Origin of the sequence: Pseudomonas sp. TNT2022 ID642, assembly GCF_028656995.1 — a bacterium.
In the GTDB taxonomy this organism is placed as follows: Bacteria; Pseudomonadota; Gammaproteobacteria; order Pseudomonadales; family Pseudomonadaceae; genus Aquipseudomonas.
Genome location: NZ_JAMDGW010000007.1, coordinates 90,130 through 109,295, shown reverse-complemented (window position 1 = coordinate 109,295; position 19,166 = coordinate 90,130). Strand labels below are relative to the sequence as shown.

At 60.1% G+C, this 19,166-nt stretch carries 18 protein-coding genes and 1 pseudogene; 8 read left to right on the top strand and 11 right to left on the bottom strand.

Annotated features, from left to right (window positions below; genetic code table 11):
* Positions 1–25 precede the first annotated feature (25 nt).
* Together M5G26_RS06490 and M5G26_RS06485 are read left to right on the top strand one after the other, a co-directional pair.
* Positions 26–583, top strand: a complete 558-nt coding sequence (locus M5G26_RS06490) for a helix-turn-helix domain-containing protein (RefSeq protein ID WP_273914759.1) — start codon at positions 26–28, stop codon at positions 581–583.
* A 20-nt stretch (positions 584–603) separates the two neighbouring features.
* Positions 604–1,950, top strand: coding sequence for a glutamine synthetase family protein (locus M5G26_RS06485; RefSeq protein WP_273914758.1), 1,347 nt, complete (start codon positions 604–606; stop codon positions 1,948–1,950).
* Between the two features lie 23 nt (positions 1,951–1,973).
* On the opposite strand, the gene M5G26_RS06480 is transcribed toward M5G26_RS06485, so the two are convergent.
* Entirely contained in the window at positions 1,974–2,105 is a 132-nt protein-coding gene (locus M5G26_RS06480; RefSeq protein WP_273914757.1) for a hypothetical protein, read from the bottom strand.
* Positions 2,106–2,256: 151 nt separating this feature from the next.
* On the opposite strand from M5G26_RS06480, the gene M5G26_RS06475 reads away from it, so the two are divergent.
* From M5G26_RS06475 to M5G26_RS06460, 4 genes are all read left to right on the top strand, one after another.
* Positions 2,257–2,553 carry a DUF3144 domain-containing protein gene (locus tag M5G26_RS06475; protein WP_273914756.1) on the top strand — a complete coding sequence of 99 codons (297 nt, stop codon included), beginning with the start codon at positions 2,257–2,259 and terminating at the stop codon, positions 2,551–2,553.
* Between the two features lie 317 nt (positions 2,554–2,870).
* The gene (locus M5G26_RS06470; protein WP_038361521.1) at positions 2,871–5,195 is read left to right on the top strand and encodes a hypothetical protein; all 2,325 of its coding nucleotides are present in this window, start codon (positions 2,871–2,873) and stop codon (positions 5,193–5,195) included.
* Entirely contained in the window at positions 5,186–6,406 is a 1,221-nt protein-coding gene (locus M5G26_RS06465) for a hypothetical protein (protein WP_273914755.1), read from the top strand. Before M5G26_RS06470 ends, M5G26_RS06465 begins: the two co-directional genes overlap by 10 nt.
* 10 nt (positions 6,407–6,416) lie before the next feature.
* Entirely contained in the window at positions 6,417–7,070 is a 654-nt protein-coding gene (locus tag M5G26_RS06460; RefSeq protein ID WP_273914754.1) for a DUF1266 domain-containing protein, read from the top strand.
* A 168-nt stretch (positions 7,071–7,238) separates the two neighbouring features.
* Here the strand turns inward: M5G26_RS06460 and M5G26_RS06455 are convergent, their stop codons facing one another.
* On the bottom strand, positions 7,239–8,162 hold the full coding sequence (locus M5G26_RS06455) for a LysR family transcriptional regulator (RefSeq protein WP_273914753.1): 924 nt from the start codon (positions 8,160–8,162) through the stop codon (positions 7,239–7,241).
* Positions 8,163–8,341: 179 nt separating this feature from the next.
* On the opposite strand from M5G26_RS06455, the pseudogene M5G26_RS06450 reads away from it, so the two are divergent.
* Both M5G26_RS06450 and M5G26_RS06445 read left to right on the top strand, forming a co-directional pair.
* Positions 8,342–8,989 (top strand): annotated as a pseudogene (locus M5G26_RS06450) (hydrolase).
* A gap of 167 nt (positions 8,990–9,156) precedes the next feature.
* Positions 9,157–9,417 carry a hypothetical protein gene (locus M5G26_RS06445; RefSeq protein ID WP_273914752.1) on the top strand — a complete coding sequence of 87 codons (261 nt, stop codon included), beginning with the start codon at positions 9,157–9,159 and terminating at the stop codon, positions 9,415–9,417.
* 62 nt (positions 9,418–9,479) lie between these two features.
* On the opposite strand, the gene M5G26_RS06440 is transcribed toward M5G26_RS06445, so the two are convergent.
* The 9 genes from M5G26_RS06440 to M5G26_RS06400 form a co-directional block, all read right to left on the bottom strand.
* Positions 9,480–10,778: a carbohydrate porin gene (locus tag M5G26_RS06440; protein WP_273914751.1), complete on the bottom strand. Its 1,299-nt coding sequence runs from the start codon at positions 10,776–10,778 to the stop codon at positions 9,480–9,482.
* A 104-nt stretch (positions 10,779–10,882) separates the two neighbouring features.
* The gene (locus M5G26_RS06435; RefSeq protein ID WP_273914750.1) at positions 10,883–13,288 is read right to left on the bottom strand and encodes a glucose/quinate/shikimate family membrane-bound PQQ-dependent dehydrogenase; all 2,406 of its coding nucleotides are present in this window, start codon (positions 13,286–13,288) and stop codon (positions 10,883–10,885) included.
* Positions 13,289–13,614: 326 nt separating this feature from the next.
* The gene (locus tag M5G26_RS06430; RefSeq protein WP_077572938.1) at positions 13,615–13,920 is read right to left on the bottom strand and encodes a DUF6482 family protein; all 306 of its coding nucleotides are present in this window, start codon (positions 13,918–13,920) and stop codon (positions 13,615–13,617) included.
* 14 nt (positions 13,921–13,934) lie between these two features.
* Positions 13,935–14,645 (bottom strand): SDR family NAD(P)-dependent oxidoreductase, encoded by a 711-nt coding sequence (locus M5G26_RS06425; RefSeq protein WP_273914749.1) that lies wholly within the window; start codon positions 14,643–14,645, stop codon positions 13,935–13,937.
* A complete protein-coding gene (locus M5G26_RS06420) occupies positions 14,642–15,184 on the bottom strand; it encodes a DUF3833 domain-containing protein (protein ID WP_077572936.1) in 543 nt (180 codons plus the stop codon). Before M5G26_RS06420 ends, M5G26_RS06425 begins: the two co-directional genes overlap by 4 nt.
* An 81-nt stretch (positions 15,185–15,265) precedes the next feature.
* Positions 15,266–15,823, bottom strand: coding sequence for a GTP cyclohydrolase I FolE (gene folE / locus M5G26_RS06415; protein ID WP_077572935.1), 558 nt, complete (start codon positions 15,821–15,823; stop codon positions 15,266–15,268).
* A gap of 315 nt (positions 15,824–16,138) precedes the next feature.
* Positions 16,139–17,041, bottom strand: a complete 903-nt coding sequence (locus tag M5G26_RS06410; protein ID WP_273914748.1) for a bestrophin family protein — start codon at positions 17,039–17,041, stop codon at positions 16,139–16,141.
* 133 nt (positions 17,042–17,174) lie between these two features.
* Positions 17,175–17,987 (bottom strand): DUF1206 domain-containing protein, encoded by an 813-nt coding sequence (locus M5G26_RS06405; protein ID WP_150692444.1) that lies wholly within the window; start codon positions 17,985–17,987, stop codon positions 17,175–17,177.
* 167 nt (positions 17,988–18,154) lie between these two features.
* Positions 18,155–19,159, bottom strand: coding sequence for an XdhC family protein (locus tag M5G26_RS06400; RefSeq protein ID WP_273914747.1), 1,005 nt, complete (start codon positions 19,157–19,159; stop codon positions 18,155–18,157).
* Between the last annotated feature and the right edge of the window lie 7 nt (positions 19,160–19,166).

Genomic DNA, 19,166 nt, shown 5'->3' with positions numbered 1-19,166 from the left:
GAGACTTTTTTCGGAATCGGCGACCATGAACAAGCAAGAAGAAATCGCCGCACTGGCGATCCTCATCCACGACCTGCGCAAGCACAAGAAGTGGACCCTGAAGGAACTCGCCGACAAGATCGGCCGTTCGGTCGGCTTCCTGTCGCAGGTCGAGCGCGGACTGTCGCGGCCCACCGTGGCGGACCTGACCGTAATCAGCGAAACCTTCGGCGTGCCAACCACCTATTTCTACAGCCTGCCCAAGCCTAAAGAACTGCCGTGGGTCACGCGTCCGGACGAGCGTCGCACGCTGTATTACGCCAACGGCATCACCGACATTCTGGTGTCGCCGCAGATCCGTGCCTCGTTCTCCATGCTCGAAAGTCATCTCGAAGCCGGTGCTAGCAGCGGTGATCGCCATCTGACCGACAGCTCGGAGCAGGGCGGTTACGTCCTCGAAGGCGAATTGACGCTGTGGCTGGGCGACGACGAAGAACCAACCACGCTGAAGGCCGGCGACAGCTTCCAGTTCGACAGTCACACCCGCTGCCGTTACGGCAACCTCACCGAGCAGTTGACCCGCGTGCTCTGGGTCTACACCTGATTACAACAAGGATAAATACGATGGACGCTGTCTGCGCTGACCTGCTCGCCGAAGTGCGTGCCTTTCGCCAACGCTACCCCGAGGTGCGTTATGTTGACCTGATTTGCCTGGACATTCCCGGGCACTTCTATGGCAAGCGTTATCCAATCGACATGCTCGAAAAAGTCGCCGCCGGCAGCGTACTGAAGCTGCCGCAGAACTGCGTACTGTTGGGCGTGCAGGGTGGTTTGTTCCCGATTGGCGATTACTGCTTCAACGACGGCGACCCGGATGCCGTGCGCCGTCTGGTGCCGAGCACACTGAAACCGGTGACCTGGGAAGCGCAGCCGCTGGGGCAGATGCTGATCACCTCGGACGGCACCGAAAAGCCGATCGAGTTCGAACCCCGTGAAGTCCTCGCGCAGGTGCTTAAGCGTCTGGCGCGCAAAGGCATTCATCCGGTGGTGGCCTTTGAGCTGGAATTCTATCTGTTCGATAAAAAGCTGCGCGACGGTCTGCCGCAATTCCCCCGCGACGACCTGACTGACGACGCCGATGATCAACCGAACCTGCACATCGAACGCCTTTCACGCTTCGCGCCGGTGCTGGATGACATGGTCGAAGCCACCCGGGCGCAAGGTATCGACGCCACGGTGATCACCGCAGAACTCGGCCCCGGTCAGTTTGAAATCAACTTCGGCCATCTCGACGACGGTTTGCGTGCGGCGGATTGGGCGGCGTTGTTCTGCCGCAGCACGCGCGGTGTGGCGCTTAAACACGGCTATCGCGCCAGTTTTATGGCCAAGCCCTACTTGCAACATCCGGGCAGCGGTATGCATGTGCATGTCAGTCTCTACGATTCGGCGGGCAATAATCTGCTAGCCGCGAATCAGCAACAGGCGTTGCGCCACGCGGTGGCCGGGTGCCTGGAGTTACTGCCGCACAGCATGCCGATCTTCGCGCCGAACCAGAATTCGATGCGCCGCTTGGGCGGTACGGTGAACACCGCGACCAAAGCCAGTTGGGGCTTTGAGGATCGCGATGCTTGTCTGCGGATTCCAGAGTCGGACGTGAAGAACCTGCGGGTTGAATATCGCTTGGCGGGCGCGGACGCCAATCCGTATCTGGTGCTGGCGGCGATTCTGGTGGGGCTGGAGCATGGGCTGGAGTCCGGCAAAGAACCGATCGCACCGCTGAACGAAGACCGAAGCAGCGGGATTGATTTCCCCAAGGAGATGTTCGAGGCCGTGCGCGCGATGCAGCATCAGCCGCAGTTGCGTGAGGGGCTGGGTGCGGAGTTTGTCGATGTGTATTGCGAGAATAAACGCCAGGATCATTTGGCGTTTATGCAGGAGATCAGTGCGCGAGAATATCGCTGGTATTTGTGAGTGACGGGATCGTCACGAGGGCGTCAACAGTGGTGACGTTTGCAGCGAAACCCCCAGACATTCACCAGTTTGCGCTCCAGCGCCTTCCAGTCGGCATCAGAAAAGTCGCCTAATTCAATCATCAGATGGCCATTTGCGGCTTGGAAGGTATTCATGGATTGGCGCCCGGGCGTGGAATATTGGATGGGGAGCACACAGTGATACAGGCCACTGACGTGCTTGTCAGCACTCTTGGGGCGTAGCGAGCCAAAGCGGGAAGTGTTCCAATTACGCAATTTCCCGACACTGACAGACAGGTAATCAGCAATGACCGATACGACCGATGATGCATTCTACGATCGCGCCGATGCGCATATAAACCTGTCGAACGAGCAGCTGAAAGTATTCGAAAACCTTGGCAAAGTCAGCGCGTCGATGATGTTCGGCACCACTCGATTCAACGCCTGGGTGAGCGCCCGCGGTTTCAAGTCGGGCGAAGAAATGGCACAGGCTCGCGAAGCGATGCTGAAGTATTTCTGTGAGCAGTACCGGATGATGCTCGAGGATAACCTTGACGACCACATCAACAATTTCAGCCAGTACATGACCGAGAAAAACGTTTGACGGGTAGGGCGGGTCCTCAATCGATGAGGCACAGTCTGATCTCAATGATCCTGATCGAAGGAGCGTTTGCAGTGAGCTGTCAAACCGGTGATATCGTGCCCGTCCACTGTTTGCACTCCAATCACTGATTGCGCCCCACCCGCACGCTTGGTTTTTCAAACGCCAACTGGTAGCGTGCGCCACCTCGCTGTATTACCCGATCCTTGTCGTCATTTTGCCGGTCACTGGCAGACGTAAACGAGTCCCCGCTGCCCACTCGAGGGCGCCGACGCAGGATGCATCGGGCGATGCACAGTCATTCGCAAATGGAGTTCACAATGACGCAAAACAGTACCGTGCTGTCCGGCATCCAGCTGGATCAATTGATGGATCGTCTTGAGGTCGAGCATGAGGAACACGGTGCCGACTATCTGCTGGACCAGTTGCGCGCCCAGCCGCTCAGGGCGGCCTCGCTGGAGTCGATTGGCCGTCTGCACGGGCTGTGGGTCAACGCCGGTGATGCTGACAGGGCCAAAGCGGTATTGGCCGACGACGGACAGGCACTGATCGAGATTACGCCTGACGACGCGCGCAACGAGCTCAAGGTCAATCTGCTGATTTACCAGCTGCGACTGGGCAACTACCTCAAAGACGAGCAGGGCCTGTTGCTGACGCTCGACACCCTCCAGCAATTGACCCACGAGCCCCTGCCGTTCGATATCGAGCAGTACCGGCGCTACCGCATTTTCGATGATCTGCAGCACGCCACCGTCGACGTCGCCCTCAAGGCTATCGAGGTGCGTCACACCTTGGCCCAGGTCAACCCGGCCCGTCACGCCCTGCGGGCCTGGGACGATGCTGATCAGTACCGGCGCCGGGCGCGGGTGCTGGCCAACCATGAACGTGAAGAAGAGGCGCGCGAAGCCGCGCTGGCGGCAATTGCCGCATTGCGCACCGCCGGCGAAGAGCAGGACGTCGACGCTAACGACTGGCTGTGGCTGGGCAATGCGCTGATCGAAATCGTGCCATTGCGTCTGGCGATGTTCGAGCAACCGGTGGTGCGCTTGATCGCCGAATTGTCGCTGCCCCAGCGCCGGGAATGGGAAGTGCGTCTGGCGCGTCTGGCCGCGCGCTCCCTGCAGGCTCAGGGCAACCTGGCCGGCGCATTGGCAATCTGTGAAGTGGCAACCCTGAGCCTGGAATCCAGCGGCGGTGACAACTTCGTTGATTTCCATCTGCCCTGGCTGCTGGAAAACGGCCAGATCGAAGAGGCCGGGCAACGTGCGTTCATGGAAATCTATGAAATGCGCGGCGAATTGTGGCCGGGCACGGCCTATTGGGTCCACGATCGCCTGCTCGATGCCGAGGATCAGTCCGCGTGGTGGCCGTTGTGCGTGATGCGTGCCTGTGACGATCAAACGGTGCTGGAGCAGTTCCTTTCCGGCCTGCCGTGGCGTGACGAGTCGACACCGTCGCTGGGCCCGTTGCTCGATGCTCTGCATGCTGCGCGCAATGACCTTGAACAAATCGACAACGTATTCGACCAAGCGCTGGCAGAGGCCGAGCGCCGCTCGCCGAACCACCCATGGATTACCCGCCTGATGGCGGTGCGCGAACATCAGGCCGGGCGCATCGACGCCAACACTCAACTGACGATGCTGCGCGAGGCCGTCTCGGCCGGCGCTATGCAGGACAACCGCAGCGTCTTCAGCCTGTTCAGTGCCCACGCCGATGTGCACGGCATTGCCGATGCCCTGCGCCAGCCTTTGCCGCCCATGGCCGCTGGCATGTACTACTACCAGTTCGCGAATGCCCTCGAGGACCTGGTCGAAACGCATGTCGAGGATCTCACGAGCGAGGAGGCCGAGCCGACCTGGTGGCGGCTGCGCGAAGTCCAAAAGCTTGCCTATGAACTCGGCCAGGCCCGTATGGAGCAATGCTTCGCCAGCGGCCGCGGACATCGCTTCGATGCCTGCGCGCACCTGTACTCGATGCTGTGCAACAACCTCGCGATCAATTACCGCTGCTACAACGAACAACTCGTTGAGCAGGCCCTTGAGTTGCATACCCGCGGCATCGCCGCCAGCTCGTTCGCCGAACATTATCAGGGCATCCTGCGCAACCGCATCGAGCTGAAGGATAACCAGGGCATCGCCGACGCCGCCGAACAGCTTTGGCACTACGCGGCCGACTACGGCTATAGCCGCCACGATCCAGAAGAATACATACAGGACGTCACCCGCGCCCTGTACTGGCTGGACCGCGAACGCGAGATTCCGGTCTGGCTGGAGCGCATTCTCAAATGGCAGGAAGAGCGCGAAATCAGCGACAAAGAGCTGGAGTATTCGCCGCTGTTCGCACGGATGAAAATTGCCTTTTACCTGTCGTACTGCCTGCCGGAGGCGGCCACCAGCCTGTGGTTGCGTTACGCGCAGCTCATCAACGAAGGCGACGAACCAACCCTGCTGGGCTGTGCCGGTGATGTGCTCAAGGGACTCGGGCGCAAAGAAGAGGCCGTGGCCTATTACCAGCGCGCGATCCTGCGCAGTGATCCGAACAGCCAGGTGGATCAGGGCAACAATGAAAAGTTTCGCCAGTTCATCGCCGAACTGCAGGCGCCGGCAAAATCGGCCGGCAAGGCCTGGTGGCAGATATGGAAGTGACACCTGCGCAGCGCCAGTCCGGTTACGCCCCGCGCAACGCACTCAATGCCGATCAACTCAAGCGCGGCATTGCCGAGCGCAGTAAGGCTCGCGGAGATGCGCCAGAGGTGAGCAAATGGTTGCTCAACCATTTCTATCGTCATCTGGTCGGTAACTTCGAACCTGCGCGGCGCATCCTGACGTTGGAGCAGGCTGTCGAGGCATTGGGCGCCGAGCCGCCGTCCTGGGTGGCCAAACATTTAAGCGACGCCGGCAAAGCTTCGCAGCAGGCGTTCGCGCCGCTGGTCTGGGTCGATCCGCAGCAAGCGCCGCTGCTGGCCGAGGAGACCTTGCTGGTGGAGTTCCTGACCTCGCGTCAGGGCACCGCGCTGGCCGGCAAGCTTGACCGGATCAACTGCCCGCAGGCACTGGCGCTGTGGCAAAAGGAGCATGCGCAGATGGCTGCGCGGGTCGAGCAGGGCTGGTGTCAGAGCCAGCCTGAGGCGTTGCTCACGCGAGTGACCACCGCTGAGCACGTATTGCAGGAGCTGCGGCCCGAGAGTGATTTGCTGCGTGCGGAAATGGCCTTTGAAAGTTACGTGATGCGCCACTGCCTGGGCCAGTTTGCCGATCGCCGCGCCTTGACCGGCGGCTACGGTGAACGCTACGCCGAAGCAGTGGAAGAGCAGCGCATGCGCGTGTTCAGTCTGCGCGACGGCCAAGGCCAGCCGCACATTACTATCAGCCTGATCGTCCAGGACGACGGTACGTTGACTGTCGAGCAGGTCAAGGGCAAGCAGAACCGGCCGCCGGTCGAGCGTTATTACCCGGACCTGCTGCAGTGTCTGAATGCCCTGGACACCGACGAGCAGACGCCCGCCGACTGCATCGCCATCGGCATTGTGCGCACCGACGCGGGCTGGCTGCGCATCGAAGAGGTCAACGACCCGACCGCCCAGACTCGGCTGGTGGCCCGCTATCCGCAATTGTACGAGCGCCTCGATGCGCCTTCGGCCATGGTCGAATGGCTGGTGGCCGGGCGTCAGCCGCAGCAGTTCTTGCAGGTGGCCCCGCAAGCGGTATCGGTCAGGTACGCCACCCGGCATGTTTTCAGCAAGCGCATTGAGCATCAGCCGAATGACCCGCAGTACCTGACCGAAGGTGTGCCGTGGCCGGACATGTCCTCGCCGCTGGTGGAAGAAATCCAGGCCTGGCAGGCGCGGGCAAGGTAAGGAAACCGACATGTTTTTGCTTATCACAGTGGTTGTTTCAGGCTGGTTGTTGTGGCGAGCGTTCAGACCTCGCGGCGCCTCATTGTTCAGCCAGCGCAAACACTGGTCGCTGCTGCTGGCCCAGCCCATGGTCGATGCGATGGCCGTCGAGGGTTTCTACTCGCCAGCGTGCGATCACTTCACCGAGCAATCGCAGACGATCCTGCGGGCAGCGTTGCTGCACCAGGCCGGGATCCGCAGCAACAGCAATGACGAGGCGGTGCGGGCGCACTTCAGTGCGACGCTCGATCAGCAGTGGTTTGGCCTCGATTTGCAGGCGCTGACAGCCACCGATGACCCGCGTGCGGCCATGGCTTTTGCCTGCGTGCGGGTGACGTTTCTGGTCCGGTGTGCGCTGCTGATGCGTTGGCTCGAGCCTGACCTCGCCTGGCGCGTGCTGCTGCTCAATGCGCAGCGGGCGCAGGACTGTTTCGACAGTTGGGAAGATTTCGGCAAGGCCTATCAGTCGGGGCGCAAGCAATGGGTCGCGACGTTTCGCGTCGACTCGCTGGGCGAAGCGTTTGACGAGCCGCAACTGCGTCAGTTGCTGGCGCCCGGCGGTGGGGCTTGGGCTGACGTAACCTGGCGAACGCCAGCAGCGTTGAACCCGGTTCTGGCGAGGTAGCCCCGACTACTCCTTCAATGACATCGGCCTGTCCCCGCCCGGCGGCAGGCCAAACAGCTTGCGCACGCCGTTAAGAAACGCCCCATAAGGTCGCCCCAGCACCAGCATCATCACCGCCGCGCCAAGCGTTACGGCACCTCAATTCTCCTTTCATGGCTTCAGCTTTCCTCAGCTAAACGCCGGCGCTTCTTCGTGCTGTGACAGCGGCGGCACCGCGAGGTGCGGAGATTCGCCGAAGTACTCGATCAGCAGTTCGGTGAGCACGCGGATCTTGCGCGCGGGATGCGGGCCTGGTGCGCGGAGGAGGTAGGCGCCGGCGGGGGGCGGTGGATGGTTGGTCATGATCGGCACGAGTGCACCCGAGGCGATGTGTTCGTGGGTGAGGCAATCGGGCAAGTAGGCGACGCCGAGGCCGGCGGTCGCGGCTGCGGCGAGGGCAGTGCCGTTGTCAGCCTTGAAGCGTCCTTGCGGGCGAACCGTGATGACCTTGTCAGCCGCCATGAATTGCCAGGCTTCGGTGCCTTGCATGAGTGCCTGATGGGCGTGCAGTTCGTCCGGGGTTTCGGGGGCGCCGTGCGCTTTGATGTAGTCCGGGCTTGCGACGAGCTTGGTGTAGACCGGGCCGATACGCCTTGCGATCAAGTTGGAGTCCTGCAGATATCCCACGCGAATGGCGCAATCGTAGCCCTCGGTAATGAGGTCAACGAAGCGATCGCTGTAGCAGGTTTGCATGTGCAATTGCGGGTGACGGCGTGCCATTTCCGCCAGCACCGGGGCGAAGTGCGTCGGCCCGAACGACAATGGCACTGCTACTCGCAGGCGGCCACGCAGGGCGCCAGCGGGCAGGATGGTTTCCCTGGCGATATCGATTTCGCTGCAGACTCGGGCGGCGTAATCGCGGAACGTCGCGCCGGCCTCGGTAAGCGATGCCCCACGAGTGGAGCGTGCCAGCAGTTGCACGCCGAGTTCTGCTTCAAGCCGGGCCAGCCGGCGGCTGACGATTGATTTCGAGACCCCGAGCCGCAATGCCGCTTGTGAAATGCCCCCGGCATCCGCTACGTCCACGAAGGTTTGCAGTTCTTCGATATCCATTTTCGCGTTCCCCTTGGCGCGACACAGTTCGCCTCGGGATGCTACTACTGCCGCGGATAGGGGAACAGCACAATGGGTTTTCCAGGCACGGCGTCACTCGCCGGTGCTTTGGAACCCATCAGCCGCACGGGCCACGGCCGCTGCACCGACGTGCGTTACCCATACAAAAGGACCTGCAAATGGCAAGCGAAGCAATCCGCAACCCCCACACCGATCAACTGCTGACGCCCGAGAATTCAGCATTGATCGTCATCGACTATCAACCGGTTCAGGTGTCCTCGATCCGCTCGATGCCACGCGATGAACTGGTCTTCAACATCACCAGCGTTGCGAAAGCGGCGGTCAACTACAACCTGCCGATCATCCACTCGACCGTGAATGTCGCGACGGGCCGCAACAAACCACCGATTCAAGAGTTGCAAGCGGTGCTTGGTCATCTGCCGACCTATGACCGCACGTCGATCAACAGTTGGGAGGACACCGAGTTCAAGTAGGCAGTCAAAGCGCTCGGGCGCAAGAAACTGATCATGACCGCGCTGTGGACTGAAGCCTGTCTGACCTTCCCGGTGCTCGACGCGATTCAGGAAGGCTATGAGGTTTATGTGCCGATCGATGCGGTGGGCGGCACGTCGCTCGCCGCGCATGAGGCAGCGTTGCGCCGAATGGAACAGGCGGGTGCGAAGCTCATCAGCCGCGTGCAGATGTACTGCGAACTGCAGCGCGACTGGGCGCGGGACGTGACCGTGCCGGGCTTTATGGGCGTGTTCGAAAACTACGACGGTTTCAATGCTGAAAAGGCGCTGCAAGCGGCGGGCAACAAGGCCTGATTAACCGGCCGTCGCTGAAGGTGGCGCTGGGGGGCAATCGGCGCTGCCTTCATTTGGCCTGTCTCGACGCCTGAAAATAATCTGAACGGCCTTGGAACCTGCTCGCCTAATGATTAGCTTGTGGTCAATCGCACAGGCCCCGTGTCAATAACGGCACACTCCGAGAGGTGGTCAACGTGGCTAAAGACGAAAAGAAAAGCAAAGACAAAGGCGACGCTTCGAAAGCCAGCAAGGACTTGAAAGACAAAAAGTCATCACCCGAGAAGAAATCAGCGGCAGCCTCGGCGCTTTCAAAGTCCTCCGACAAGGACAAGAAAGACAAGAAGAAAGACGCCGAGCCCAAGAAGTCGACGAAAAAAGCGGACAGCAAGCCTGAGAAGGCCAAGGATTCGAAGAAGGCTGATAAGTCGGCTAAAAAGAAAAAGTGATCTTGAAGACAATAAAAAACCCGGCATTCGAACCGGGTTTTTTATTGCCTGCTATTTAGAGATCAGAGCGCCGCTTTCACCTGCAAACCAAACACCAACGCATTGTCGATGTCCTGCCCGGAAAACGCCCCTGGCTCGATGATGTACTGCACATTCGGGCGCAGGGTCAGCCAAGGCGTGGCCTGATAACCGTAGCCGAGTTCGATCAATTGCTCGGCGCTGTCCAGGTTCGGGAACGCCGTGCCGTTGTTCAATGCGGCGTCCTGCAGCACGTCACGGCTGCGCGGGTTGGGCACGGCGCGGCCATAACCCAAAGCGACGGTGTCACGCGGGCGACCTTCGAACGGTTTGTACAAAACCACGCCGGTGCCGTACCACTTGCTGAACGGCGAAGCTGCTTCGCTGGCCGCCGAGTATTGGCCGAAGGCATGCAGGCTGCGGCCTTCGGAAGTTGGCGAGTTCCAGACCGCCTGATCGATCAGCAGGTAATGCCCGCCGCGACCGGACACTTCTTTGTCACTGCCGATGCGTTTTACGTCGGAGCTGTCGTAGTAGTAACCGAGCTTGTATTCGCCGGGCAATTCACCCGCGTGCTTGTACACCAACTCGATCGGCACCACGGTGCCAGTGGTGTGTTTCGGGCCAAGATGCCAGGCGCGGCTGGAGTTGCCGTTGCTTTCCGGATCGACGTTGAACGCGGCCACGCGCAGTTGCCACGAGGACGACAGGTCGTATTTCACCCGCACGCCCAAATGCGCATTGGGATAGTTGGTCCAGCCACTGCCGCCGGACATGTTCAGCGGATGGCCGCAGAAACCGGCGTTCATGAAGTTGCACAGAATGCCGCTGTCGAGGCCGCCGAGGTCATTACCCATGGCCATGTAACCGAGCTTCACGTTGAGCGCCGGGGTAAACAGGCTGCGCTCGTAACTCAGTTCGGTCAGGCGCGTGTACAGGCCACCGTAGTTTTCCTGAATCGGCAGACGGTTGCCGACGAGGTCTTCCGAGGCACTGTTGCCGCGGCGGTCGTTGATGGTCAGTTGGACCTTGCCGGCATTGTCGACGCCGTACAGTTTGCTCAGGTCGAACTGCACGCCGAGCTTGATGTTCTGCGAGTAGCGCGCCGAGCGATGCAAACCGCCGTCGGCGTTGTATGCCATTTCACCGCTGTAATCGCCGGTGAACTTGATGCCTTGTTCATCCATCTGGTGACGCAAGCCACCCCAGTCACCGGTGAGGGTGCTGCGGCTCAACAGATCGGAATCGTTGTCGGCCAGCGCGGGGAGGGTAGTGGTGCACGCGACGCCCAGCAACAGGCCTTTGAACAGGTCGGAACGGGAAAAACCAACAGCCGATAGCATGTAAATCTTCCTGCAGAAAACTTGAGCAATAGGGGGAAAGCAGCGCGGCACCCGAAGGTGCCGCGCTCAAAGCAAGCGTCCGCGTTTAACGTGGACGCAGTGGTTTACGGCAAGGCGTAAGCCATCACGTAGTCGCCGCGATCGGTCGACTGACGCGCACCACCGGCGGTGATGACGATGTATTGCTTGCCGGTTTTCGGCGAAACATACGTCATCGGGCCGCCCTGACTGCCGACCGGCAGACGTGCTTTCCAGACTTCTTCACCGTTGCCGCTGTTGAACGCGCGCAGGTAGAAGTCCTGGGTGCCGGCGATGAAGATCAAACCACCTTGGGTCGACAGAGTGCCGCCGAGGGTTGGCAGACCGATCTTGATCGGCAAGTGCATGCGGATGCCCAGTGGACCGGTGTCTTCAACGGTACCGACCGGAACCTGCCAGGCGATTTTCTGGGTCTTCATGTCAATCGCCGTCAGCGTACCGAACGGTGGAGCCTGGCAAGGAATGCCGGCCACCGACAGGAAGCGGTTCTTGTTCACGGCGTACGGCGTGCCTTTCAGCGGTACGGCGCCCATGCCGGTGTTCAGCGCTTCGCCACCGCCAGCCGCCTGGCCTTTGTTCTGCGAAGGAATCATCTGAATCCACAGACCCAGGCGCATGTCGTTGACGAAGATGAAGCCGTGCACCGGGTCAGTGGAGATGCTGCCCCAGTTCATGCCGCCCAGCGAACCCGGGAAGCTCAGCGATTTGTCAGTGCCCGGCGCGGTGTACAAGCCGTCGTAGCGCATGCCTTTAAAGTCGATGCGGCAGAGCAGCTGATCGTACGGAGTGGCGCCCCACATGTCCGATTCAGTCAGGTGCTGAGCACCGATTTCTGGCATGCCCACCGATTTCGGCTGGGTAGGGGAGTACGGTTCGTTCGGGATGTTTGCCGCTTTGACCGGCACTTCTTTCACGTCGGTCAGCGGTTTGCCGGTTGCACGGTCGAGCACGTAGATCTGCCCGGCCTTGGTGCCGATGACCAGTGCCGGAATGCTTTTGCCGTCCTTGGTGAAGTCGATCAGGCTCGGCTGCATTGGCAGGTCGAAGTCCCAGAGATCGTTGTGCACGGTCTGGAATACCCAACGCTCGTCACCGCTGGTGGCGTCCAGCGCAAGGATCGAAGCACCGTAGGTGTGATCGAGTTTGCTGCGCTCGACACCATAGATATCGGTCGACGAACTGCCCATCGGCAGGAAAACGGTGTTGGTCGCCGGGTCATAGGACATCGGCGCCCAGCTGTTCGGCGTGCTGCGCACGTAGGTGCTGCCGTCGGCCGGAGCCTTTTTATCCTGCGGGTTGCCCGGGTCGAATGCCCAGCGCATGGCGCCAGTCATCACATCGAAACCACGGATTACGCCGCCGGGCATGTCGGTTTGCACGTTGTCAGCTACGCGACCGCCAACTACCACGGTGGTGCCGGCCATCAGTGGAGCGGAGGACAACTGGTAGTAGCTGTCCGGCACGTTACCCAGACCAGCCTTCAGATCAACCTGGCCGTTGTTGCCGAAACCCTGGCAGAACTCGCCGGTGTCCGCATCGACTGCGATCAGACGGGCATCAATGGTGTTGGTCAGCAGACGACGCTGGCAATTGGCGGCCGGTGCAGGCTTGGCTTCGATGATCGACGAGTTGCTCGGCTGAGCAATCGCTTTGGTGGCGTCGAAATAGGCCATGCCACGGCAGCGCTGCCAGACTTTCGACTGAGCGTTGATCGCGTTCTTCCACAGCTCTTTACCGGTGTCGGCATCGAGGGCGATCAGGTTGTTGTGCGGGGTGCAGATGAACACCTTGTTGCCAACCTGCAGCGGGGTGAGCTGGTCTTCAGCACCGTTGCCATCGCTCTCGGCGACGTCACCGGTGTGGTAGGTCCACGCGACTTTCAGCTTGTCGACGTTGGTGCGGTTGATCTGGTCCAGCGCAGCGAAGCGGCTGCCACCTTCGGTATTACCGTAGTGCGCCCAGTCTTTCTGCGCCTTGTCCGGCTCGACCGGGGTCAGGCCCGGGCCAGTGCCGGTGGCAGCAACGGTCGGGTGGGCGACAAACATATTGCCGGCCGCCACAACCACGCCGACCGCCAGCACTGCCGCCACAGCGTAAGCGCCGCGACCGGCAACGCCACCGTTGGCACGCTTGAGCAGCGGATAAACCAGCGCCACGACCAGGCCGATCACGCTGAACATGAACAGGCGCGAGAACACCGGCCAGAACACCAGCCCGGCATCGCTCACCGCCCAGATCGCGGTGCCCACCAGAAACGCGGCGAACAGCCACGCACCGGCCAGCTTGAAGCGCGCGATCAGCAAACCGGAAACGGCCATGACCAAGCCACCCACCAGGAAGTACCACGAGCCTCCCAGGCTGACCAACTTCACGCCGCCCGCAGCCAGCGCCAAGCCGAGCAGGGCGATGACGACGCCCAGCCCGATCAGAATGAATTTTGATATGCCCGAGAGGCGTTGACTCTGCTTCACGTTGAATGTCCCGTTGAAATGAGGAGGGCATTATATAGTTAGGTAACTACCTAGTTAAATCACTAATTCAGTAATAAAGCGTTATTGGATTTTTGATAATCCGTTTGGGCCGCAAATGGCGCTCTGACAGGCTTCAACAGAGCTTTTGAAAACCTGCAAAAGACGCCGTTTTGTCAGAAAAAATCATGGTTATGACAGTATTTCTATTTTGCTGTTTTCACTCAGCCAACAACGTTCAACTGACGCACGGCCGTAACACCAGCTTAGCGGGTACGCGACAAATGGGGCGGCCCCCGCTCGTTACCAGTTGATGTGCGTGGTTCGACTCATACGGGCGTAGTGAGCGAAAAGGGAATGCGCAGCTCTTCGACAGGCCCTGTATCGCGCCCGCACATTTCGTCGTGCACGCATTGCTGCACCAGCACGCAGGGAAAGGCCGGCACGGTCTGCAGCAAGTCACGCAGGTGGGTGATCGAGCGCAGGTGCATCGGCTTGGCTGCGTCATCCAGCAGGGTGAACTGGCCGTGATCCAGACGGATCCGCGCCAGATAAAAACCACCTTCGAGTGACAGCAGCTCCAGTTCACGTATTTCACTGTTGGCCGCACGTTCGGTGAGGGCTTGCAGGTTCATGCTTCACTCCTTGCCTACCAGGGTAGGCGTTCTCCATCGTAGGCAAAGAAATGGCCGCTGTCGGCCGACGTCAACTGGTCTATCAAGGTCAGTAACTGTTCAGCGGCAACGTCTGCCGGACGGGCGCTGGAGGCGCCGCGAAAAGGTTGCGACAACCCCGACACCACCGTGCCCGGGTGCAGACTGAGCAAGCGACTCTGCGGGCGCGTGCGTGCCAGTTCGATGGCGGCGGTCTTGATCAGCATGTTCAACGCAGCCTTGGAGGCGCGGTAGGCGTACCAGCCGCCCAAACGGTTGTCGCCAATGCTCCCGACCTTGGCCGAAAGCATCGCCATCGCTCCCCGAGGATCGAGCAGTGGCAGGAAATGACGCAACACCAATGCCGGTCCCAGCGTGTTCACTTGAAACACGGTTTGCAGCGCCTCCGGCTCGATTGCGCTGAAGCTTTTTTCCGGTTTGATCCCTTCGCGATGGAGCAGACCGGCCGCGTGGATGATCAGTTGATACGGCGCTTCGCCTGCCAGTTCGGTGGCGGCACTGGCAATCGTTTCGGGCCGTTCAAGGTCGAGCGCGGGGAGGGTACGGCGCCCCAGCGCACGAACGTCGGCACAGCGCGGATCCTGTTTCAGCAGTTGGCAAAAGGCTGTGCCGAGGGCGCCACTGGCGCCGATCACCAGCGCGCGATAACCGTCGCCGAGCGAGGCCAGGGTCAATGCGCGGTTCATTCGCTGACTCCGGCACCCTGGCGACGGAAGAACAATGTCACCTGTCCGACCTCTACGCCGAATTTGGACATGCTGGTGCGGTTGATCAACGTGTCCTCGTCCATCAAGTACATCCAGTCGTCCATGCTCATTTCGTAAGTCGAGTCATCGACCGGCAGGTTCAGGCGATAACGCCAGTGCAACGTGTTGCCCGCGACCTGGCCCTCGGCGACACCCACCACGTCAGCCGCGCGACCGCTCCAACGCCCCTGGCCTTCGGGCGTGAGAGTCCAGACGCGACGTTGGCGGGTGCCGTCGCTGTACAGGAAGCGCTCGTCGAGAATCAGGTTGTTGCCCTCACGCCGGCTGACGATGTTGACCTCAAAACGCTTGGCCACCTCACCGTTGCGCTTCTGAAACATCCCCCAGGCTTTGACGGGCTGGCTGAAAAAACGCTGCAGGTCCAGGGCCGGTTGTTGCTCGGCATAACGGGCAACATCTACGCTGCCGCAGCTTGCGACGCTGAGGACCAGTGCCAGTAACAGCAGAAATCGGGTCATCGCCTAACTCCCTGAAACACACAAGTGAAGAGGGTGAGATTCGAACTATCGGCTTGTACAGTGACTGTCCCCTGTATAGCTTTATCGACGTCCGATCAGTTGCAGGAACTCCTGCCGTGTCGTCGAACTATCCCGGAAAGCCCCCAGCATCACGGAGGAGGTCATGACCGAATTCTGCTTCTCAACGCCGCGCATCATCATGCACATGTGCCGCGCTTCAATGACCACTGCCACACCGGCGGCATCGGTGATCTGCTGGATGGCGTCGGCAATCTGCCGTGTAAGGTTTTCCTGGATCTGCAGGCGACGCGCGAACATGTCTACCACCCGCGCGACCTTCGACAGCCCCAGGACCCGGCCGGTGGGGATGTACGCGACATGTGCCTTGCCGATAAAGGGCAGCATGTGGTGCTCGCACAAGGAATACAGCTCGATGTCGCTGACGATCACCATTTCATCGCTCTGCGACTCGAACAAGGCACCGTTGGTGACGTCTTCCAGGCTCATGGTGTAGCCGTTGCACAGGTACTGCATCGCTTTGGCGGCGCGCTTGGGTGTGTCCAACAGTCCTTCGCGCTCGGGGTTTTCACCGACGCCGACGAGAATTTCACGGTAATGGCTGGCTAATAGTGGGTTCATTCAAGGTGCTCGCGGCAGTGCTGTGCGTGAGGCCAATCCATAGCGAAAGAGTTGTACGCAATGAAGTGCTTTGTATAGGTTTTATTGAAGATAGGCTGAAAAAAATCACCTGACAATGAATCGGCAATCTTTTTTATGCAGATGCGAAAACCTCACATCGCAAAATGTGAGACCGCGAGGAGCGGGAAGCAGAGGGGGATGACAGTGAGCGCTCCGGGAGATGTGTGAGCGCGGTGCGATAACAAGCGATGTTGTGCGGCGTTCTGATTGATTTGGAAACCGTCAGACGTCCTGACGGTTACCGATTGCTGCACCTCAAGCGTTCTCTTCAAGCCGACGCACATCCCCCAAGGAATCACGCTGCATCGACTGCAGGTTTTTCTCGATGGTTTCGCACAGCGCTTCCATCTGAATCTGGTGTTCGCTGTGGCGAAACGGGCTTTGCAGATCGGTGCCGATGCGTTCGATGGCCAGCAGCATAAAGCCCACCACGGTCGAGGCCAGCGGCGTGAACCAGCCCAGGGATTCCACTAGCCCGATCGGCACGATCAGGCAGAACAGCGAAATAAACAGCCGTGGGAAATACACATAAGGGTAGGGCAGCGGCGTATTGGCAATCCGCTCCATGCCACCCTGACTGTTGGACAGATCCACCAATGTCGATTCCAGCCGCGCCAGGCGAATGCTGTCCAGGCGCCCAGCCTTGTATTCTCGTGCAAGTAAAGTCGCCGATCCGGTGAGGATATCGTTGGCAAAGTTATTGGTCGTGCCACTGCGGGCGAATTCATTGGCGGGAATAAACGCGCGGACTTCCTCAGGGCAAGGCTGGCCTTGCAGATGCGCCGCGAGGCAATTCACATAGGCGACGTGGCGGCGCAACAGGGTCGACTTGACCGGATTGACCTCGCCGTCGGGATCATCCAGCAACGTCAGCACCTGCCGGGCGAAGCTGCGCGAATTGTTGATCATCGACCCCCACAGCGTGCGTGCTTCCCACCAACGGTTGTAAGCGCTGCTGTTGCGGAAACTGATCAGCACGATCAATGCCGAACCCAATAAAGTCAGGGGCATCAGCGGCAAGTTCAGCTTGGCGTTGAGGAACAGCATGAAGTCGACGGTGACGGCGATGTCCCAGAGCAGCAGCCAGAACAACGCCCAGCCGACATAGCCTAGAGTCTTGATGATCAAACGGTATTTTCTGACGATGGCTGCTTTCAAACGGAAACCTCGTGGTGAGCGGTAAGCGATAACGCCTTAGCTCGGACGCTGGTTTCGCGGGAAAGGTTCGGTCAATAGTCTGGCAATCGGCGTCTGGACTTTTCCGGGGTGATCATCGCCAAAGGGTTATACCCTACGTTCTCGCTACGCCCGGCACATCCATATTGATCTTGCGCCAGAAAGCTTCCGCCAGACTGTAAACCGAGAAGGCAATCAGCCCCAACGCCATCACCATCAAAATCAGCCAGCCAGCGGGTAGATTTTGCAGTGCATCGAGCGCTTCCTTCATACCCGGTGGATCCATGGCTTGATAGGTGGAACCGCTGACTGCCAGCAGCAATGCAATCTCGATAAACACCACGCCGCGCGCTATCAGGCCAAACCGCGAGACCGGGCGGACGTAGCGCATGACATCCTCGTCGGCCTCGAAATACTTCTCGAACGTCGCTTTCCAGCCCTTGAAGATGTGAGCGATGCCGACCCCAAGCGGAATGAGGGCGATCAGGTACACCAGCCAGTTCGAGTGTTCCCAGGACAGCAGATGCGCCAACCAGTCTTTGGTCTGTCCTGCGGAATCGCCCGAGCTTTTAATCCCGCTGATGAGCAGGCCCAATGCAAAGAACGCCAGAGCAGCGTTGACCAAGCCTCCCACCAACAGCCCTGTGCGAATCACCAGGCCTTTGAATTTTGTGCCGTGATGATCGACATCGCGCGTGGCCTGCAGGACACGCCAAGCGGCAAATGCGAGCAGCCCCGCCACGACAAGTCCAACCAGAAAATAGCCGAATGGCTGGCCCAGCAAGGCTTCCAGACTCTTGTGACTGTCCTTCGGCTTGGTTGAATCCTGGGCTGCCAGCAACGCAAAGATACCAATGATCAGATACAGCATTCCTCGGGCGGCGTAGCCTCCCCGAGCGAGGATGACAAGGTTGCGTTGCGCGGACATGGGACGTATTCCTGAGAGGTCATAGGAGAGCAGACCCTTCTTGCCGGAAGGGGTTCTATGACCTGTCGAGGAACACAGTGTCTTCTGCAGGACATCGGCGCCGAGGCCGTTCACACCACGTCGTTTCGTTGCCGGCCGATGGCGCCGACGCAGAGTAACCGCACGGCTCATTCTGCGAGCGCTTTGGCCCTGGCAATTGAAAACGCTTTCGGCAGACTCGCGCCATTCTTCGCCGCAAGAATCTCCGCCATCACACTGACGGCGATTTCCGCAGGCGTCTTGCTGCCAATGTACAGGCCTATCGGCCCGTGCAAGCGCTCAAGCGACGCTTCGGTTTCACCAAAATGCTCGATCAGGCGTTCGCGGCGCAGTTGGCTGTTGCGCCGCGAGCCGATCGCACCGATGTAGAACGCCGGGCCGTGCAGCGCTTCGAGCAGGGCCAGATCGTCGAGTTTGGGGTCATGACTCAAGGCGACGATGCAGGTGCGCAGATCGACTGCGAAGTCGCGCACCACGTCGTCCGGCATGCCGACAATCCGCTCGACACCGTCTACTGCCCACGTCTCGATGTACTCGGGACGCGGATCGCACACCGCCACTTTGAAACCGTTGAACAACGCCATGGTGGCCAGATATTCGGCCAGCGCGCCGGCACCGATCATCAGCATCCGATAACCCGGCCCCAAGGTGTTGAGCATCTGCGCGCCATCGAAGCTGAACTGTTCCGGCGTCGCTGTGGGTTCGAGCTTGACCTGACCCGACTCCAACGCCAGACGACGGCGAACCAGTTGCCCGGCGTCCAGCTGCCCCAACAACGCGTCAAGCGACTGCCACCCCGGGTTGAACTCAAGGATCAGTTCCAGCGTGCCGCCGCAGGGCAGGCCGAAGCGATGTGCCTCATCGGCGCTGACGCCATAGCGCACCACTTGCGGTGCGCTGTCGCTAAAAGCGCTGCCGCCATGAGCCGTGGTGTAGCGATGGATCAGATCATCCTCAATGCAGCCGCCGGACACGCTGCCCACCACGCGACCGTCGTCACGCAAAGCCATCATCGATCCCGTCGGCCGTGGTGACGAACCCCAAGTGCGCGCCACTGTAGCGAGCAACACACGTTCGCCAGCGGCCAGCCAGTCCCGCGCCGTGCGCAGGACCAGCAAGTCGATGCTTTCCATCAGTCTC

Excerpts from the sequence above, each read along its gene's own strand:
- M5G26_RS06455 (WP_273914753.1), bottom strand. The coding sequence starts at position 8,162 with ATGGATATCGAAGAACTGCAAACCTTCGTGGACGTAGCGGATGCCGGG.
- M5G26_RS06470 (WP_038361521.1), top strand. The coding sequence starts at position 2,871 with ATGACGCAAAACAGTACCGTGCTGTCCGGCATCCAGCTGGATCAATTG.
- M5G26_RS06425 (WP_273914749.1), bottom strand. The coding sequence starts at position 14,645 with ATGAACCGCGCATTGACCCTGGCCTCGCTCGGCGACGGTTATCGCGCG.
- M5G26_RS06420 (WP_077572936.1), bottom strand. The coding sequence starts at position 15,184 with ATGACCCGATTTCTGCTGTTACTGGCACTGGTCCTCAGCGTCGCAAGC.
- M5G26_RS06400 (WP_273914747.1), bottom strand. The coding sequence starts at position 19,159 with ATGGAAAGCATCGACTTGCTGGTCCTGCGCACGGCGCGGGACTGGCTG.
- M5G26_RS06480 (WP_273914757.1), bottom strand. The coding sequence starts at position 2,105 with ATGAATACCTTCCAAGCCGCAAATGGCCATCTGATGATTGAATTAGGC.
- M5G26_RS06475 (WP_273914756.1), top strand. The coding sequence starts at position 2,257 with ATGACCGATACGACCGATGATGCATTCTACGATCGCGCCGATGCGCAT.
- M5G26_RS06460 (WP_273914754.1), top strand. The coding sequence starts at position 6,417 with ATGTTTTTGCTTATCACAGTGGTTGTTTCAGGCTGGTTGTTGTGGCGA.
- M5G26_RS06485 (WP_273914758.1), top strand. The coding sequence starts at position 604 with ATGGACGCTGTCTGCGCTGACCTGCTCGCCGAAGTGCGTGCCTTTCGC.
- folE (WP_077572935.1), bottom strand. The coding sequence starts at position 15,823 with ATGAACCCACTATTAGCCAGCCATTACCGTGAAATTCTCGTCGGCGTC.
- M5G26_RS06465 (WP_273914755.1), top strand. The coding sequence starts at position 5,186 with ATGGAAGTGACACCTGCGCAGCGCCAGTCCGGTTACGCCCCGCGCAAC.
- M5G26_RS06405 (WP_150692444.1), bottom strand. The coding sequence starts at position 17,987 with ATGTCCGCGCAACGCAACCTTGTCATCCTCGCTCGGGGAGGCTACGCC.
- M5G26_RS06430 (WP_077572938.1), bottom strand. The coding sequence starts at position 13,920 with ATGAACCTGCAAGCCCTCACCGAACGTGCGGCCAACAGTGAAATACGT.
- M5G26_RS06440 (WP_273914751.1), bottom strand. The coding sequence starts at position 10,778 with ATGCTATCGGCTGTTGGTTTTTCCCGTTCCGACCTGTTCAAAGGCCTG.
- M5G26_RS06490 (WP_273914759.1), top strand. The coding sequence starts at position 26 with ATGAACAAGCAAGAAGAAATCGCCGCACTGGCGATCCTCATCCACGAC.